Here is a 19,666-nt window from a genome sequence, read left to right on the forward strand (position 1 = left end):
CCATCATGACCGCCCCCACTTCTTCCCCTCGCGCCGCCTATCGCCCTTGGACCGTGCGCACGGTGGTGGTCCGCCTGTCGCGCAAGCTCTCGGCCACTTACCGCATCCGCAGCGACCGCAGGCTGTCGCGCCTGCTTGCAACCCTGCTGGCGGCTGTCTCGCCCTGGGCCATCGCCTTGCCTGAAGGCGCGCAGGTGGTGGGAGGCCAGGCCAGCGTCAGCACGCCGTCGGCCAACGCCATGGTGGTCAACCAGACCAGCGACAAGGCGGTGCTGAACTGGCAAAGCTTCAACATCGGCGTGGGGCAATCGATGCAGTTCGTGCAGCCCGGCGCTTCGTCCGTCGCGCTGAACCGCGTCATCGGCAACGGTGCCTCATCCATCTTCGGTTCGCTGAGCGCCAACGGCCAGGTCTTCCTGATCAATCCGTCCGGCGTGATGTTCGCCCCGGGGGCGCAGGTCAATGTGGGTGGGCTCGTCGCCTCCAGTCTCGACATCGGCAACGGCGACTTCATGGCCGGCCGCTACAGCTTCAGCGGCAGCGGCGCGGGCGCCGTCAGCAACCACGGCAGCATCACCGCCGCGCGCGGCGGCTATGTGCTGCTGGCTGCGCCGCAGGTCACCAACACCGGCGCCGTCAGCGCCGAAGCCGGCTCCGTCGGCCTGCTGGCAGGCTCGCGTGTGTCGGTCGACACCTCGGGTGTGGGCCTGGTGCGCTTCTCGGTGGACGCCGCGGCCGCGCAGGCCGCGATCACCAACAGCGGCAGTATCACGGCCACGGGCGGCCGGGTTGCCGTGCTGGCCAGTGCCATGGGCGATGCCATGGCGACCGTCATCAACCAGTCCGGCGTCATCCGCGCCAACTCAGCCGTGGAGCGCAACGGCACGATTGTGCTGAGCGGCGGTGGCACAGGTGTTGTCCAGGTCTCCGGCACACTCGATGCCAGCGGCACCGCCCCGGGCCAGAGCGGCGGCACGGTGCAGGTGCTGGGCGACAAGGTGGCGCTGGACACCGGTGCTGCCATTGACGTCTCCGGCGCAGCCGGCGGCGGCACCGCGCTGGTGGGCGGCGATTACCAGGGCGGCAATGCGGCCGTCCAGAATGCTTCACGCACTTATGTGGCCACAGGCGCATCGATACGGGCCGACGCGACAGACAGCGGCAAAGGCGGAAAAGTGGTGGTCTGGGCCGACGGTGACACGCGCCACAGCGGCGCCATCAGCGCGCGCGGCGGCGCCAACGGTGGTGACGGCGGCTTTGTCGAGGTTTCGGGCAAGCAGCAGCTGGACCTGCGCGGCAGTATCGACGTGGCCGCGCCGGCCGGCACTGGCGGAAGGGTGCTGCTGGATCCGCAGGACATCGACATCAACACCACCATACAGTCCTCACCGCCCAACAATGCCGATGGCACGCCCGACGTGGCCCTCTTCGATCCACCGAGCCCGACGGGCACGTACACCATCCAGATCGCCGACATTACCGGCTATAGCGAGCTGTACCTCCAGGCCTCGCGCAACATCACGCTGGCCAGCGCACTGGCCATGACGGCGGGCAACAAGGTCCGCTTTGAAGCTGGCAATACGATTGCCCTCAATGCCGCACTAACGGCTTCCGGCGGCGTGAATCTTTCGGCGGCCAATATCACCAGCACCGCGGCCGGTAGCATCACCACCACAGGCGCCGGCAATACCAATGCCGGCAACGTCACCCTCAACGCCACGGGCACTGTCAACCTGCTCGGGGCCATCAACGCCATCGGAGGCCCTGCCACAACCGGCAACCCAGGCCGTAGCGGCGGGGCCGTCAGCATCTCGGGCGCCGGTGTCACCACCGCCGCCATCACCGCCAGCGGTTCCGCCGGGCTGGGGGCTGGACAGGCCGGTGGTACGGGCGGCAGTATCAACATTACCTCCACCGGCGGCATCTCCAGCACAGGCACCCTCACGGCCAGCGGCGGTGCCGCTGGCACGACGGGCATCGCGGCCGGGGGCAACGCGGGCAGCATCATCCTGGCTAACAGCGGCACCGGTAACGTCGCTGTGAGCGGGTTGACCGCCAGCACCGGCAATGCGGTCACCACCGGCGCCGGCGGCACGGCCGGCAGCATCTCCGTGACCAACAGCGTGGCCAGCGCCAGCCTGGGCACCGGCAACATCACCACCCAGGGCGGCAACAACGGCGACGGCGGCGCCATCACGCTCAATTCCGCCGGTGCACTGAGCGCGGGCACCGTCACCAGCACCGGCGGCACGGCACTGGCCAACACTGCAGGCCGCAATGCCGGTGCAATCAACATCACGGCGGCCGGCGCCATCACCGCGCTGGGCGCTGTAACGGCCAACGGCACGGCCGGCAACACGGCCGGCAACGGCGGCAACGCGGGCGCAGTCTCCATAGTCGCCGCGGGCGGCATCGCAGGCGCAGCCATGACCGCCAGTGGCGGGGCCGGTGTGGGCGCCAATGCGTCGGGCGGCAATGCAGGAACCATCACGGTTACCAACAGCGGTACCGGCAACATCACTGCCGCCGCGCTGGCCGCACAGACCGGCACGGCCACGGGCACCGGTACCGGCGGTGCGGCCGGCAGCATTTCGGTGACGAATACGGCTGCCGCGGGCAACCTGACGACCGCGGGAGTCACCACGACCGGCGGAGCCAAAGGCGACGGCGGCGCCGTGAACCTGAGTGCGCTGGGCGCTTTGTCCACCGGCGCTGCTGGCACCATCAACACGGCCGGTGGCGTCACGCTGGCAGGCTATGCCGGCCGCAATGCTGGCGCCGTCACACTCTCGGGTGCAAGCGTAAGCACCGGCACGGGCAACATCACCGCCAACGGCACGCCGGGTATAGGCGCTGGCCAAAATGGCGGCAATGGCGCCAATGTGCAAGTCACGGCCACGGGCGCCATCACAGCCGGTGCCATCAATACAACGGGCGGTGCGGGCATTGCCACCCTGGCCAGCGGCGGCAATGCGGGCACGATCACCGTCATCAACAACTCGGCGACGGTGGGCGCCATCTCACTGGGAGGGCTGAGCTCCAGCAGCGGAGCGGCCTTCGGGACCGGCGCTGGCGGCACGGCCGGTGCCGTGCAGGTGACCAACAATGCGGCCGGGCAAGGCCTCACCACGGGGGCCATCACGGCCAACGGCGGCACCAACAGCGCCGGTGCCGATGTCACCCTGAGCTCACAAGGTGCCCTTACCGTCAGCGGGCTGATCACCACCAGCGGCGGCGCGTTGGGTACCGGTATGACCGCAGCAGGCAAGAACGCCGGCAACGTCACGATCACGGGCGTCAACCGCGCCGTCACCGGTGCCATCACCGCCAGCGGCGGTGCAGGGATGGGTACCAACCAGGCCGGCGGCAATGCCGGCGTGGTGAGCATCACCGGCAGCGGCAGCCTGGGCACGAACAACATCGCAGCACAAACCGGTGCAGCGACGGGCACCGGCGCGGGCGGCACAGCAGGCAGCATCATGTTGGACGGCACGGCAGTGACCACTGGTACCCTGACGACCACGGGCGGCGCCAACGGCAACGGCGGCACTGTCAGCGCCACCTCGACGGCCGGCGTTTTGACGACAGGCGCGATCGTCTCCAGCGGCGGCACAGCCAATGCGGGAACGGCCGGGCGCAATGCCGGAACGGTGACGCTGCAGGCCACGGGTGGTCTGTTGACCGGCGCCACCATGACCGCCAGCGGCACGAACGGCACTCTGACGGGCGACCAGGCCGGCGGCAACGGTGCGGTGATCTCCATTACCGGCAACAGTGGCATCAGCGTCACCAATCTCGCGGCCAGCGGCGGCGCGGGTGTGGGCACCAATGCTGCCGGCGGAAATGCCGGCAGTATCACGGTCAACAACAGCGGCAGCGGAAACATCACCACCGGAACCCTGGCGGCCCAAACCGGCAATGCAATCGGCACGGGCGCAGGGGGCACCGCGGCCAGCGTCGCCGTCACGAATACGGCAGCGGCCGGCAATGTCACGACGGCAGGCATCACCACCACCGGCGGCACCAAAGGCGACGGCGGTGCCGTCACCCTGAGTGCCCAGGGTGCGCTGTCCACTGGTGCTGCAGGCGCGATCAATACGGCCGGCGGCGTCACCTTGACGGGCAATGCAGGCCGCAATGCCGGCACCGTCACGCTCTCAGGCGCAAGCGTGAGCACCGGTACCGGAAACATCACGGCCAACGGCACGCCAGGCATAGGCGCCGGCCAAAGCGGCGGCAACGGCGCCAATGTGCAAATCACGGCTGCCGCGGGCGGCATCACCGCCGGCGCCATCAACACCACGGGCGGTGCGGGCATTGCCACGCCGGCCAACGGCGGCAGCGCGGGCAGCATCACCGTCATCAACAATTCGGCCACCACTGGCGCCATCTCGCTGGGAGCACTGAGCTCCAACAGCGGGGCTGCTTTCGGCGCCGGCACGGGCGGCACCGCCGGCGCTGTGCAGGTGACCAACAGCGCGGCCGGGCAAGCCCTCTCCATCGCAGGGGCTGTGACGGCCAATGGCGGCACCAACGGCGCCGGCGCCGACGTCGTCCTGAGTTCGCAGGGCGCTCTCACGGTCGGCGGAACGATCAACACCAGCGGCGGTGCTATCGGCGCCGGGGTGACCGCCGCAGGAAAAAATGCCGGCAACATTACCCTGAGCGGCGTCAACCGCTCGGTCACGGGCCTGATCACCGCCAGCGGCGGCGCGGGGCTGGGTGCCAACCAGGCGGGTGGCAACGCCGGCGCGGTGAGCATCACCGGCAGCGGCACACTTGGCGCGGTCGGCATCACGTCCCAAACAGGTGCCGCAACAGGAACGGGCGCCGGCGGCAACGCCGGCAGCATCACGCTGACGGGCAGCGCCGTCACAGCTGGCGCGCTGACGACCACAGGCACCGCCAACGGCGACGGCGGCGCCGTCAGTGTCACGTCCACGGCGGGCGTTTTGACGGCCGGCGTCATCAATACCAGCGGTGGCGCGGCCAATGCCGGCACGGCGGGTCGCAACGCAGCAGCGGTCACCTTGCAGGCCACGGGCGGCCTGCTCACCGGCACGACCATTACGGCCAGCGGTACCAACGGCGCACTGGCGGGCGACCAGGCCGGCGGCAATGGCGCGGCGATTTCCCTTGCCGGCACCGGCGGCATCACGGTGACCAACCTCACGGCCAGCGGCGGCGCAGGCGTGGGTACCAACGCGGCCGGCGGCAATGCCGGCAGCATCACGGTCAACAACAGCGGCAGCGGCAATATCGCCACTGGAACGCTGACGGCGCAAACCGGCAATGCGGTGGGCACAGGTGCAGGCGGCACGGCCGGCAGCGTCAGCGTGGCCAACGCGGCGGCCGGCGGTACCTTGTCCACCGCGGCCATTCTCACCAGCGGTGGTGTCAAGGGCAACGGCGGCAATGTCAATCTGTCGGCGCTGGGCCAGGTGTCCATCGTCAACAACAACATCACCACCAGCGGCGGCACTGCGGTCAGCGGCCAGGCCGGCCGTAACGCCGGCACCGTCACCATCAGCGGCGGTGGCCTCAACATGGGAACGGGCACCATCACGGCCAGCGGTGGCGCGGCAGCTGCCACGTCGAACCTGAAAGGCGGCAGCGGCGCGGCCGTCAGCATCACGACCACCGATGCCGTGACCACCGGCGCCCTCACCGCCAGCGGCGGCGCGGGTGGCACCACCAACGGTGACGGTGGTGATGCCGGCAGCATCACGGTGCAGAACAATTCCACAACGGCAGGCGCGATTGCGTTGGGTGGGCTCGCGGCACGTACGGGCGCGGCAGTGGGTACCGGCGCCGGTGGCGCGGCCGGCAGCATCAGCGTGACCAACAACGCGGCAGGCGCCAACATCGGGACCGGTGCGATAGACAGCAGCGGCGCGGCAGGCGGCAACGGCGGCTCGGTCGCACTGGCCTCGCAGGGCGGCGTGACGGTCACCGGCACGCTGAACACCAGCGGCACGGCGCTGGCCGGTGGCACCGGCGCTGGCCGCAATGCGGGCAATATCACGGTGACGGGCGTCAACCGCTCGGTCACGGGTCTGGTCAGCGCCAGTGGCAGCGCGGGCCTGGGCACCAACCAGGCCGGCGGCAATGCCGGTGTGGTGAGCATCACGGGCAGCGGCACGTTGGGCACCGCGGCAGTGACGGCCTCAACGGGTGGCGCCACCGGAACGGGCGCCGGCGGCACGGCCGGCAGTATCACGCTGAACGGAACGGCGCTGACAGTCGGTGCGCTTACCACCACGGGTGGCGCCAACGGCAACGGCGGCAACATCAGCGTCACCTCGACGGCCGGCGTTTTGACGACAGGCGCGGTTGTTTCCAGCGGCGGCACCGCCAACGCGGGCACGGCGGGACGCAACGCAGGTTCCGTCACGCTGCAGGCCACAGGAGGCCTGCTGACCGGCACCACCGTGACCGCCAGCGGCACGAATGGCACGCTGACGGGTGACCAGGCCGGCGGTAACGGTGCGGCGATTTCCATTACCGGCAACAACGGCCTCACGCTCACCAATCTCACGGCGAGCGGCGGCGCAGCGGTCGGCACCAATGCGGCCGGTGGCAATGCCGGCAGCATCACGGTCAACAACAGCGGCAGCGGCAATATCACCACCGGAACGCTGACGGCGCAAACCGGTAACGCGCTGGGCGCCGGCGCGGGCGGCACGGCCGGCGGTGTTTCCGTGAGCAACACCGCCGCAGCGGGAACGCTGTCCACCGGGGCCGTCACCACCACCGGTGGTGCCAAGGGCAACGGCGGCAACGTCAGCCTTTCTGCTGCCGGCCAGGTGTCGGTGCTCAACAACAACATCATCGCCAGCGGCGGCACCACGGTCAGCGGTCTGGCAGGCCGTGATGCCGGCACGGTCACCATCAGCGGCGCCGGCCTCAACATGGGCACCGGCACCATCACCGCCAGCGGCGGCGCGGCGGCGGCCACGTCCAGTCAAAAGGGCGGCAGCGGCGGCGCCGTCAGCATCACCTCCACGGGGGCGGTCACTACCGCAGGCATGACGGCCAGCGGGGGTGCGGGCGGAACCACCAACGGCGACGGCGGCAATGCGGGCAGCATCGGCGTGGCTAACACCGTTGCGGGTGCTGTCACGGTGGGTGCACTGGCTGCGCAAAGCGGCAATGCAGCCGGCACGGGCGCAGGCGGCTCGGCAGGCAGCATTACCCTAAGCAACACGGCTGGCAACCTCACGGCAGGTACGCTGACCACTACGGGCGGCACTTCGGGCCATGGCGGCAACATCAGCGTTAGCGGATCCGGCGGCGCAGTGGCGGTTGGCGCCATAGTCACCAGCGGCGGCACGACTGCCGGCCCGGCCAACGGACGCAATGCCGGCACGGTAGACATTTCCGGCGCGGGCGTCACCACGGCGGCCATCACGGCCAACGGCACCAACGGCAGCACCGTCGGCTCGGGTGGCAATGGTGGCGCGGTCACCGTCAATTCCACGGGGGCCATCAGCAGCACCGGTGCAATCAGCGCCGTTGGCGGCAACGGTGCGGGCGGCAACCAGGCCGGCGGTCAGGGCGCCGCGGTGTCGATGGCTTCCACCGGCGGCAATGTATCGGTCGCCGCCATCACCACCACCGGCGGCAACGGCGGCACAGGCGTGGCGGCGGGCGGTAACGCAGGCGCCATCACACTCGACGCAGCGGGCGCCACGCCCACCATCACCCTTGCCGGCGGGCTTACTGCGCTGGGTGGCAACCAGGTCGGCGGCGCGGTCTCCGGTGCTGGCGGCGTTGTCCGTATCAAGGATGACGCACTGCTCAATACGGCCAGCATCACTGTGGACTCACGCGGCGGCAATGCCGGCGCGGGTGCCGGCGCCAATATCCAGTTCGACGGAGCGGTCAACAGCCAGGCCTCGGGCCGTACGCTGATCCTGCAGGCGGGCAACGGCGACGTGAGCATTGCCGGCACCACGGGCGCCAGCCTGGCCTTGTCGGTGCTGGCCGTGACCGCCAACGACATCGCCGTGGGCGCCATGGGCGGTGCCTCGGTGGGCGTTACCGGTTCCACCTCGCTGACGGCCACCACCGCCGGCGCCGACACTGGCGACATCAGTCTCAATGGCGCGCTCAACGTCAGTGCGTTGGCCCTGACGGCCGGAAGCGCACTCACGCAAACCAGCGCCATCAAGGCGACCACCGCCACCCTGGCGGCCGGCGCCGGCAACAACATCACGCTGACCAACGCCGGCAACGATTTCACGGGGGCGGTGGCTGTCACCACGGGCAATAACGTCAGCATCACCGACAGCAATGCGCTGGTGATGGGGACCTCAGTGGTGTCGGGTTCTCTGGCGCTGAATACGGCCGGCGCCATCACACAGACCGGCGCGGTGACGGTCACAGGTGCCACCACGCTGGCCGCCGGCGCAGCCAACGACATCACGCTGGCCAATGCGGCCAACAACTTCTCCAGCGTGGCCGTCACCAGCGGCAACAACGTCTCGCTGCGCGATGCCAATGCCGTGGTGCTGGGTACCTCCGTTGCCAATAGCAGCCTGACAGTGGTGGCCGGCGCGACCATCACCCAGACGGGCGCCATCACCGCGCCCACGCTGGTGGCCAAAACGCTGTCCGCCGGCACGGCGAACATCACATTGAACAATGCCGGCAACGAGGTCGCCACGGTCGATCTACGGGCCCGCAATGCCGCCGACACGGCCAATGCCAATGGGGCAGTCAGCTATCGCGACGCCACCGGCTTCGATGTGGCCGCTGTCAACACCACAGGGGCATTGACGCTGCAATCCGGCGGCAACATCACGCAGTCGGGCGCTGTGACGGCGGCCTCACTGGCAGTGGCCGGCACGGGTGCAGGCTCGCTGAACCTCGGCACCCAGGCCAACAACATCGCCACCCTCAATGCCATCACGGCGGCGGGCGGCTTCACGCTGAATAACGGCAACAACAGCACAACGGTGGCTGGCAATATCAGCACCGTCAACAACGCTGTCGCCATAGACACCGGCACCGGCACGTACACGCAGAACAACGTCGACGTGGTTGCCGGCAGCGGGCCCATCACGATCACGGCCGACACGGTCGCCATCGCCGCGAACACAGGCAACAACGCGCTGGCGACCAGTGGCGCATTGACGCTCAAGGCCAAAACCGCGAGCCGCACCATGTCCCTGTCGGGCGCTTCGGGCTTTGACCTCACGGCCGCGGAAGTCAGCGCCTTCGCCACGGGCGCCACCGGCCCCATCGTCATCGGCGATACGGCCAGCACTGGCGCCATGACCATAGGCGGCGCGGTCGGCCTGGCCGGCAAGACCCTGACGCTCAATGCCGGCTCCATCACCGATGTGGGCGTGCAAACCATCACCGCGCAGAACCTCACCCTCAATGCCAACGGCCAGATCGGCACCGACGCCAGCAACGGCATCGACGTGGGGGCCGGCAACCTGAGCGTCAACACCACCGGCAATGCCAACGCCTTCGTGCGCAGCGCGGGCGCCGTCAACCTGGGTGTGGGCAGCACGGCCTCAAACCTCGGCAGCGGCACACTGAACCTGACAGCACTGGGCGCGGTCACCCAGACGGCAGGTACCGGCAACATCACGGCCGGCACGCTGCAGGTCAAAACGCTGGTCAACGCCGGCGGTGGCATCACGCTCAACAACAGCGGCAACACCAGCACCGCCATCAACCTGCAGGCCCGCAATGCCGCAGACACGGCCAATGCGGCGGGGGCCATCCAGTACAGCAGCGCGGCCGGATTCGACGTGGCTGCCGTTGCGACAACCGGCAATGCCACCCTGTCTGCAGGCGGGGCTGTCAGCCAGTCTGGCGCCATCCTGGCTTCAGGGCTCGCGCTGACGGGGGGAACGGGTGCTTATACCCTGGCAAACGCGGGCAATGCCGTCACCACGCTCGCCGCCAGCACCGGCAGCGTGGACTACAGGCAGGCCGGCGCACTGGTTGTGGGCACGGTCGGCGCGACAGCAGGCGTAACGGCCACCGGCGCGGTCAAAATTGAAACCACCGGCGCGGCGTCAAATCTCACGTTGAACAATGCCGTGAATTCTTCCGCCACCGGCGATGCCGTCGTCCTCAAGGCCGGCAGCGCCAATGCAGCCGGCGTCAGCACCGGCGGCCAGCTCGTCAACAATGTGGGCGCGGGCGGCATCGTGGCCGCATCTGGCCGCTACCTGGTCTACAGCGGCGACCCCGGCACCACGCTTGAGGGCGTTGCCGGCTACAGCAAGCGCTACAACAGCGACGCCAGCTATGTACCGGCCGGCAGCGCAAATACTTTCCTCTACCGCGTCGCGCCGACCTTGACGGTTACGGCCGACAACAAGACCAAGGTGTATGGCGACACCAACCCGCTGCTGACCGGGGTGGTAAGCGGGCTGATCGACGGCGACACCATCGCCAGCCTGGGCGTGAACTACACCACCACAGCCGTTGACCGGACGGCCGTGGCGGCCGGACCGGTGGCTATCACTGCCGGCGTAGGTACCAACAGCGAAAACTACACCCTGGCCTTGACCAATGGCGCGCTGACCATCACGCAGCGCGCGTTGACGGTCAGCGCCGCCGGCCAGAACCGTGTCTATGACGGCGGCGTTGCGGCCACCGTCGCGCTGACCGACAACCGCCTCAGCGGCGATGTGCTGACCGCCACGAATACCGCCGCGAGCTTTATCGACAAGAACGTCGGCACCGGCAAGACCGTGAACGTCAGCGGCATTGCCCTCACCGGCGCCGATGCGGGCAACTACAGCGCCAACACCACGGCAGCCACCACTGCCAACATCACGCAGCGCGCGCTCACGGTCGGCGCAACCGGCCAGAACCGTGTGTATGACGGCGGAACCGTTGCCACCGTGACGCTTGCCGACAACCGGATCGCCGGCGATGTGCTCACGGCTACCAACACGGCTGCCAGCTTTGGCGACAAGAATGTGGGTACAGGCAAGGCGGTGAGCGTCAGCGGCATTGCCGTGACCGGCTCCGACGCCGGGAACTACACGTACAACACCACGGCCGCCACCACGGCCGACATCACGCAGCGAGCCCTCACGGTCAGCGCCACAGGCCAAAACCGTGTCTATGACGGCGGAACCGCCGCCACCGTGACGCTTGCCGACAACCGTGTTGCCGGCGACGTGCTCGCCACCACCAACACGGCTGCCAGCTTTGGCGACAAGAATGTGGGCACCGGCAAGACGGTGAACGTCAGCGGCATAGCCGTCACCGGCACCGACGCCGGAAACTACACGTTTAACACCACGGCCGCCACCACCGCCAACATCACGCAACGCGCCCTGACGGTGGGTGCCACGGCCCAAAACAAGGTGTACGACGGCGGCACTGCCGCAACCGTGACACTGGCCGACAACCGGGTCGCCGGCGATGTACTCACGGCCAGCAACACCTCGGCCAGCTTTGCCGACAAGAATGCGGGCGTGGGTAAAACCGTCAACGTCGGCGGTATTGCCATCACCGGCACCGATGCGGTCAACTACAGCGTCAACAGCACGGCCGCCACCACGGCCAATATCACGCCGGCTTCGATTGCGAATGTCAGCGGCATCACCGCCGCGAACAAGGTGCAGGACGGCACCACATCAGCTACGCTGGCAACGGGCGGTGCTGCGTTTACCGGGCGCATAGGCGCGGACGTTCTCACCGTGGGGGCGGCTACCGGAAACTTCGATTCGCCTGCCGTCGGCAATGGCAAGCCCGTCAGCATTACCGGCATCACCCTGTCAGGTGCCGACGCCGGCAATTACACCTTGCAGAATGCGACGGCCGCCACGACAGCCAATATCACGCCGGCCCCTGCCAGTACCGCGGAGCGTACCGGTGACGCGCGGATTGTGAACGGTACGGCGCTGCCAGTCCTGGAAGGCGATGAGCGCCGTCAGCAGTCCCTGCGCGCCGCCGGCATCAAGGATGCCGAAGGCGGCGTTGCGGCCGATGTGCCGACTTTCCGCCTGGCTGGGTTCCCTGATCCGCGCAGTGCCGGGCTGGTCCTGCAGGACTGCGCGGAGCAGGGCCGCGGCCTGAACTGCGCTGGAGGCGGTCAGGGCCAGTAAATAACGTAAAAACGTCGTTATCGGCGGGTATCATGTGGCCGACAACCACTCAAGGGAGCGCGCTATGGCCTTAATGGACTTCATCAAGAAACAGTTCATCGACATCATCCAGTGGACCGAGGACGACGACGGCACACTGGCCTGGCGTTTCCCGATGGCCGACATGGAGATCCAGTACGGCGCCTCGCTCACCGTGCGCGAATCGCAAATGGCGGTCTTCGTCAACGAGGGCAAGATCGCCGATGTGTTCGGTCCCGGCATGTACAAGCTGACGACGCAGACCATTCCGGTGCTGACCTACCTCAAGAACTGGGACAAGCTGTTTGAGTCTCCCTTCAAGAGCGACGTCTACTTCTTCAGCACCCGCCAGCAGATCGACCAGAAGTGGGGCACGCCCCAGCCCATCACCATTCGCGACAAGGACTTCGGTGCTGTCCGGCTGCGCGCCTTCGGCAACTACAACTTCCGTGTTGCCGACCCCAAGCTTTTCCACACCGAAATTTCAGGCACACGCGACCGCTACACCACGGCCGACCTTGACGGACAGCTGCGGGGCCTGGTGCTGCAGAATATTTCCGCCGCCATTGCAGCCAGCGACATTGCCTTCCTCGACCTGGCCGCGAACCAGCTCGTGTTTGCCCAGGCGCTGGCGGCGCAGCTTGTGCCCGAATTTGCCAAGATCGGCCTGAAGCTCGAGGGCATGACGGTGCAGAACCTCTCGCTGCCCGAAGAGCTGCAAAAAATCCTCGACCAGAAAATCGGCATGGGCATGGTCGGCAACGACATGGGCAAGTTCATGCAGTACCAGACGGCGCAGGCCATCCCGAAGTTCGCCGAAGGCGGCGGGGGCGGCAGCGGTATTGCCGGTGACGCCATGGGCCTGGGTGCCGGTGTGGCGCTGGGCCAGGTGCTGGCGCAAAACCTGCAGCAGGGCTTGCAGGGCAACACAGCCCAGGCGGCTTCGGCTGCGGCGGCTGCGGCGGTCAAGCCCGACGATGTCATGGCAACGCTCGAGAAGCTCGGGGAGCTCAAGGCCAAGGGCATCCTCACACAGGAAGAGTTCGACGCCAAGAAGGCCGAGCTGCTCAAAAAGTTAGTTTAAGTATGTGGCCCCCACGCTTGTCACTTCGTGTACTGCGCTGCCCCCCGAGGGGGCCGTCGCTTGCTCGGGGCGGCCCTTCGCTGCGCGTGCCTTCTGTCCGGCACTGAGCTTCATCTGCTGTGACTGACGTCACCCAGCAACGCGCCTACCGCGCGCCGTGTCCCGGCTGCGGTGCGCCTGTTGAATTCCGCAGCGCGCAGTCCACCCATGCGGTGTGCGGCTACTGCCAGAGCACTGTCGTGCGCGATGGTGACACGCTATCGCGCATCGGCAAGATGGCCGAACTGTTCAACGATTTCAGCCCCCTGCAGCTGCAGGCCTCCGGGGTCTGGCAGGGCCGCAACTTCACGCTGGTCGGCCGGCTGCAATACAAGTACGCCCAGGGAACCTGGACCGAGTGGTATGCCATTCTGGATGACGGCAGCGCGGCCTTCCTGAGCGAGGACAACGGCGCGTATGTGTTCAGCCGGCCCACCAGCCTGCAGCGCGCCGTACCGCCCGCAGAAAACTTTCGCATCGGCGCCACCACGGCGATCAATGCCAAGCCATTCAGTGTGGCCTCCAACGAGAGCGTTGTGCTGCTGTCGGCACAGGGCGAGCTGCCGCGCCTGCCAGCGCTGGGCATGCCTTTTGCTGTGGTCGAACTGCGCAGCACGGATGGCGATGTGCTCAGTGTTGACTACGGCACGGCATCTGGTGGCGGCGCGCCGGCACTCTCGCTGGGCCGTTCGGTGCTGCTTGACGAGCTGAAGCTGGCTGGCCTGAAGGACGAGTCTGCCAAGGAAGAAAGCGGCAGGCAGTTCAGCTGCCCCAACTGCGGAGCGACGGTGGCGGTTACGCTGGCTGCCAGCAAAAGCATCACCTGCAGTTCCTGCAACAGCCTCATCGACCTGAGCCAGGGCACAGGCGCCGCGCTTCAGCATGCGATCCAGGACGAACCGGTTGCCCCGCTGATCGCGCTGGGAAGCACGGGCCAGTTGCTGGGCACGCAATGGCAGGTCGTTGGGTTCCAGCACCGCATGGGGTACGAGCCCGACGACCCGGACGAGCACTTCGGCTGGGATGAATACCTGCTCTACAACCGCAAGCGCGGCTTTACCTTTCTGGTGGACGCCACCGACGGCTGGAGCGTGGTCAAGCCCCTGACCGGCGCGCCCACCTTCAAGACGGGTGGCGACAGCGCCACCTACCTCAAGACTACCTACCGCCTGCAAAGCAGCTACCGCGCCGAGACCACGTATGCCGCCGGCGAGTTCTACTGGCAGGTTCAGCGCGGGCAAAAAACCTTTAACCGCGATTTCGCCAGCGGCAGCGCGCTGCTGTCCCAGGAAGAGGCGCCGAACGAAGTCACCTGGTCCAGCGGCAGCAAGCTGGACGGCGGCCTGGTGGCCAGGGCCTTCAAGCTTGAAGGCAAGAAAGACCTCTTCAAGCGCGCGGATGCCAAGCCCCTGAGCAGTGCGTCGGGCATGGGTTGCGGCACCATTGTTGTGGTGGTGCTGGTGATACTGGTGGTTCTGTTGCTGGTCACGCGCTGCTCGCGCTGCGACCCGAATGTCGAGAACTGTTCTTCGTCCAGCAGCTCGCGCAGTTCAGGCGGCTCATTCGGTGGATTTTCCGGCGGAGGCGGCCATAAATGAAGCCGGCCCCTTTCTATTCAACCTGGCAGATTTTTTCTGGAGAACATCATGGGACTTGAATGGCTTAAACCCGCCGCTTTCCTCGGCTCGATTTTGTTCGCGCTGATCGGCGTGATCATCTTCTGGCTGAGCTTTGTCATCATTGACAAAATGACGCCGTACGACCTGTGGCTGGAGATTGTCGAGAAGCAGAACGTGGCGCTGGCGCTGGTGGTTGCCGCGATGGCGCTGGGCATCTGCGTAATAGTAGCCGCCGCCATCCACGGGTAGTTCCCGGCTACTGCGCGAACTGGGGGCGGCGTTGGCCGGTGCTCGGAATCCTCATGTACCCGCAGGTACATTCCGGTTCCTGCGCGCCGTCCGCCTTGCCCGCAGCTCGCTCGCTACGCCCTTGACGCCGTCGTGATACCGGCTCGCTTCGCATCGCAGTTCTGCATATCCCATCCATCGGCACCCTCGTTTTGAACACTAAACCCCCCTCCACCGTTGCCACACCGCGCCCTCTTGAAGTCGCGCTGCTGGCCAGCGTCTTTGTGGTCGCGGCGTGCGGGCTGGTGTATGAGCTGGCGGCAGGGGCTTTGGCTTCTTATCTGCTGGGCGACTCAGTGCTGCAGTTCTCCACCATCATCGGCAGCTACCTGTTTGCCATGGGCATTGGCTCGTGGCTGTCGCGGTTTTTCGAGCGGCAGTTACCGGCCCATTTTTTGCGCATTGAATTGATGGTGGCGCTGGTGGGCGGTGCGCTGCCGGCCACGCTGTTTCTGGCGAATGCCTATGTGCCCGGCGCTTTTCGTTTCCTGCTGTACGCCATGGTGCTGCTGGTGGGCACCCTGGTGGGGCTGGAGATTCCGTTGGTCATGCGCATCCTGCGGCGTAATGTGGCGCTCAAGGAGCTGGTGTCGCAGGTGCTCACTTTCGACTACCTGGGTGCGCTGGCCGTGTCGCTGGCATTTCCGCTGGTGTTGGTACCGCACCTGGGCCTTATACGCACCGGCCTGCTGTTTGGCCTCATGAACGCGGCTGTCGCGGTGTGGGCGCTGTGGCTGTTCCGCCATGAGCTGCGGCACGTCAAGTCGCATGCCCTGGCTTGCCTGGGCGTCTTGTGCGCACTGGGCGCCGGCTTTGCGGGTGCGAACCAGATCACCACACTGGCCGAAGACCATTTCTACCAGGACCGTGTGATTTTCACCGCCACCACGCCTTACCAGCGCATCGTGGTGACGAACGGCCGCGCCGGCCACCGCCTGTTCCTCAACGGCAACCTGCAGTTCGCCGAGCGCGACGAATACCGCTATCACGAAGCGCTGGTGCACCCGGTGATGAGCGCGCACGGTGCGCCGAAAAACATCGCGGTATTGGGCGGCGGCGACGGCATGGCGGTGCGCGAAGTCCTTAAATACCCCAGTGTGGAAAGCGTCACGCTGGTAGAGCTGGACCCGGCCATGACGCAGCTGTTCAGCCAGCAGCCGGCCTTGAAGCGCCTGAACGGCGACGCGCTGCTGTCACCCAAGGTACACATCGTGAATGCCGACGCCTTCCAGTGGCTGGACAAAAACGCCGGCATGTTCGACATCATCATCGTGGACTTCCCCGATCCGACCAATTTTTCCATCGGCAAGCTCTACACCAACTCGTTTTATGCGCTGCTCGACCAGCACCTTTCGGCCAGCGGGTATGCCGTCATCCAGACCACGTCTCCGCTGGTAGCGCGGCGCAGTTACTGGACGGTGGTGAGCACGCTGGAATCCGTCGGGCTCAAGGCCGCCCCCTACCACGCCAATGTGCCCAGTTTTGGCGAATGGGGTTTTGTGGTCGCCAGCCGGCGGCCTTTTAGCCCCACGACGCAAATGGGCACCCTGCCTGCCGGCCTGCGTTTTCTGGACCCGCAGACCCTGCCCTTGCTGTTTGATTTCCCTGTGGACATGGCACGCGTGCCGGCGCCCGTGAACCGGCTCTCCAGCCAGGAACTGGTGCACAGCTACGAGCAGGAATGGGGCAAGGTGCTGCATTGAAGCGCCGGGATTTCCTGGCCGCCTCTGCACTCCCGCTGCTGGGCTGCAAGGAGGCCACGTACGTTGACGGCGGTTTTGTGGGTGCGAACCATGAGCGCGGCCATCTGCTTCGGCCTGACGAGACCGGCAGGGCCCGTGCCTGGCCGGCCCCGTCCGTCACCCGGCGCACCCGCGTATTGATTGCCGGTGGCGGTGTGGCCGGCCTGGCGGCGGCACGCGCGCTGCGCCTGCGCGGCATGCAGGACTTTGCGTTGCTGGAGCTTGAAAACCAGGCCGGCGGCAACAGCCGCGCGGGCCTGGTCAATGGCGTGCCCTGCCCGCTGGGTGCGCACTACCTGCCGGTGCCCGGGGATGCGGCGCGTGACGTGCAGGATTTGCTTGAAGAACTTTCACTGCGCCAGCGTGTGGCCGGCCGCTGGGTGTACGACGAACGCCATCTGTGCCACAGCCCGCAGGAGCGGCTGTTCATCAACAGCCAGTGGCAGGAAGGGCTGCTGCCGCTGCAGGATGTGGATGCTGGCGTGTTGGCTGAATACCGGCGTTTTGCGGCGCTGGTGCAGCAGGCCTCGTCTGCGGCCGCATTCCAGATTCCTGTTGCCGGAGTGCCCCTGGCACCGCAACACCGCGCGCTGGATGCCGTGACGTTCAGGGCATGGCTGGACCAGCAGCAACTCACCAGTACGCCACTGCGCTGGTACCTCGACTATTGCTGCCGCGACGATTACGGCGCGGGCCTGGACACGGTATCGGCCTGGGCCGGCATCCATTACTTCGCCAGCCGGCATGGTTTTCAAGCGCCCGGCGACGCAGCTTCTGCGGAGCGCGAAGCGGGTGTGCTCACCTGGCCCGAGGGCAACGGCTGGCTTACCCGCCAATTGGCTGCACCACTCGGTGAACGCCTGTACGCCGGCCGCACCGTGGTTCGCGTGGCTGCGGGCCGGCATGGTGTGGAGGTTGACGCCTTCAATGCCGCGACCCAGGTCATTGAGCGCTGGCAGGCTGAGCAATGCATCCTGGCCATGCCGCTGTTTGTGGCGGCGCGCGTGGTGGAAAGCCCGCCGCCCGCATTGCGCGAAGCCGCCGGCCAGCTGCGTTACGCACCCTGGCTGGTGGCCAACCTGCACATCCAGGCCGCGCTGCACGACCGGCCCGGTGCCGCACCCAGCTGGGACAACGTCATCTACGGCGGGGACGCATCAGACAGCGCCGCGCAGGCAGGCCTGGGTTACGTCGACGCCATGCATCAGAGCCTGCAGGCCGTGCCCGACGCCACGGTACTCACGTATTACCGCGCCTTCGGCATTGAACCGGCAGGCCGCAAAACCTTGTACGAGAAACCCTGGACGCATTGGCGCGACAGCGTACTGGCCGAGCTGTCGGTGCCGCATCCTGATCTGCCCGGCAAGGTCACGCGCATGGAAGTCATGCGTTATGGCCATGCGATGAGCACGCCGGTGCCGGGTGTGCGCAACAGTGCGGCTTTGCGGGTGCTGCAAGGGCGTTTGCAGGCGCCTTGGCAGCGGCTGCATTTTGCACACAGTGATTTATCGGGGTATTCGGTGTTTGAGGAGGCTTTTACGCAGGGGCATCATAGAGGGACTTCACTGGCCTGACCGCGTGTCGGCCAGATGGATGGAGGCCCTTGGACCGGATGGCAACTTGGCTTAGCATGAGAGCCAGCCAGGCGTGACCCGGTGGGAGGTATGGATGGAATTCGACCAGATGTTTGAAACCCTGGCCGCCTTGCCGGCCGCGGAGCAACGGCAGTGGGCGCTGGCCGTGCTGGGCGTTCTCGCCACCATGGCGCTGGTGCTCCTTGTTGAGCGCCGCTACTTCAAAAGAAGCCAGAGAACCGGCAGTTGGATCGCGTTGAGGCTGGCATCGGCGTTGTTGGCGCCGCTCACCTTTGCCGCCGTGGTGGTTCCGGCCCGGTCTGTATCGGGCATGGAAGCCCTTGCTGTTTTTTATGTAGCCCTTTTCACTGCCGTGCCGCTTTTATGGTTTGGCGGCCATCTGCTGGTGGGCCGCGGCTTGCGGCCCGCCTTGACGACCAGCGAATGCATGGTGCTCGCCATTGTGGGCATCGGCATCCTGGCGATTCCCGCCACCGCATTCATGGCCGCGCAATTTCCGATGGAAGATGCGGCGCGGCGCCTGGCAACCCAGCGGCAGAAAGCACCTGGCTCCACGCCGCTTGCGCATACGGCCGGCCCTCTCCGGCGTTTTACGGTGCCGGGGGCCGGCGAGGTTTACGCGCAGTCGTTGACCGCCCCGGTCGGCATCCGGCTGGAGCGGGTCGATGACAGACGCAACGGGCCCTGGTACGACACGCGGGACACCACGCATCCGGTGTTCTGCAGACAGGGCGAGGATTTGCACTTGATGTGGTCAGCGAGCGAGCCGGCGCCGCAATTGCGCCTGCACTGGGTGCAAGCAGACGGCCGGCGTGTGAAGGGAGAGTTTTTTGCGGACCCTCGGACGGCGTCCGCAGACGCCCCTGAGTTTTCAATCGCTTTTCGTCCCGACGGGTTTGACCCGGTGGCGCCGATTCCCCGCGTGCGCGCCTACCTGGGCATTCTTCAGCGGGATGGCACGATTTACACCAATATGCTCAATCCGTTGCAACCGGGGGAGACGTCGCAGAACGACTGCCTGATGCAGGGCTACCGTCGTGTGGGGTGGCCGGACGAGGGAGTGGTGCAGAAGGTCAGTATCACGTTTCAGTTGCCGATGGGCGCGCTACCCTTGCGGGGAGAACTTGTGCGGCCAGCCGTTGAGGCTAAGTAGGCAGGCCGGATAATCTCGTTGCGCCATGGCAAATGGCTA

The 19,666-nt window shown here is 66.8% G+C and carries 7 protein-coding genes and 1 other RNA gene; all 8 read left to right on the forward strand.

The genetic code is table 11. The features are described from left to right. The first annotated feature begins 5 nt into the window (after window positions 1–5). The 8 genes from ACXJKE_RS17930 (at window position 6) to ACXJKE_RS17965 (ending at window position 19,627) form a co-directional block, all read left to right on the forward strand. On the forward strand, window positions 6–12,089 hold the full coding sequence (locus tag ACXJKE_RS17930) for a YDG domain-containing protein (protein ID WP_457281946.1): 12,084 nt from the start codon (window positions 6–8) through the stop codon (window positions 12,087–12,089). 64 nt (window positions 12,090–12,153) lie between these two features. Further along, the gene (locus ACXJKE_RS17935) at window positions 12,154–13,191 is read left to right on the forward strand and encodes an SPFH domain-containing protein (RefSeq protein WP_457281947.1); all 1,038 of its coding nucleotides are present in this window, start codon (window positions 12,154–12,156) and stop codon (window positions 13,189–13,191) included. Window positions 13,192–13,310: 119 nt separating this feature from the next. Beyond that, a complete protein-coding gene (locus ACXJKE_RS17940; protein WP_457281948.1) occupies window positions 13,311–14,828 on the forward strand; it encodes a DUF4178 domain-containing protein in 1,518 nt (505 codons plus the stop codon). Between the two features lie 48 nt (window positions 14,829–14,876). Continuing rightward, window positions 14,877–15,098 carry a DUF350 domain-containing protein gene (locus tag ACXJKE_RS17945; RefSeq protein ID WP_007871890.1) on the forward strand — a complete coding sequence of 74 codons (222 nt, stop codon included), beginning with the start codon at window positions 14,877–14,879 and terminating at the stop codon, window positions 15,096–15,098. A 53-nt stretch (window positions 15,099–15,151) separates the two neighbouring features. Beyond that, window positions 15,152–15,227: non-coding RNA, sX9 sRNA (locus ACXJKE_RS17950), on the forward strand. 62 nt (window positions 15,228–15,289) lie between these two features. After that, window positions 15,290–16,840, forward strand: a complete 1,551-nt coding sequence (locus tag ACXJKE_RS17955) for a polyamine aminopropyltransferase (RefSeq protein WP_457281949.1) — start codon at window positions 15,290–15,292, stop codon at window positions 16,838–16,840. Beyond that, window positions 16,819–18,453 carry an NAD(P)-binding protein gene (locus tag ACXJKE_RS17960; protein ID WP_457281950.1) on the forward strand — a complete coding sequence of 545 codons (1,635 nt, stop codon included), beginning with the start codon at window positions 16,819–16,821 and terminating at the stop codon, window positions 18,451–18,453. Before ACXJKE_RS17955 ends, ACXJKE_RS17960 begins: the two co-directional genes overlap by 22 nt. 94 nt (window positions 18,454–18,547) lie before the next feature. Next, on the forward strand, window positions 18,548–19,627 hold the full coding sequence (locus ACXJKE_RS17965) for a hypothetical protein (protein WP_457281951.1): 1,080 nt from the start codon (window positions 18,548–18,550) through the stop codon (window positions 19,625–19,627). Window positions 19,628–19,666 lie beyond the last annotated feature (39 nt).

This window comes from Polaromonas sp. P5_D5 (assembly GCF_054049435.1).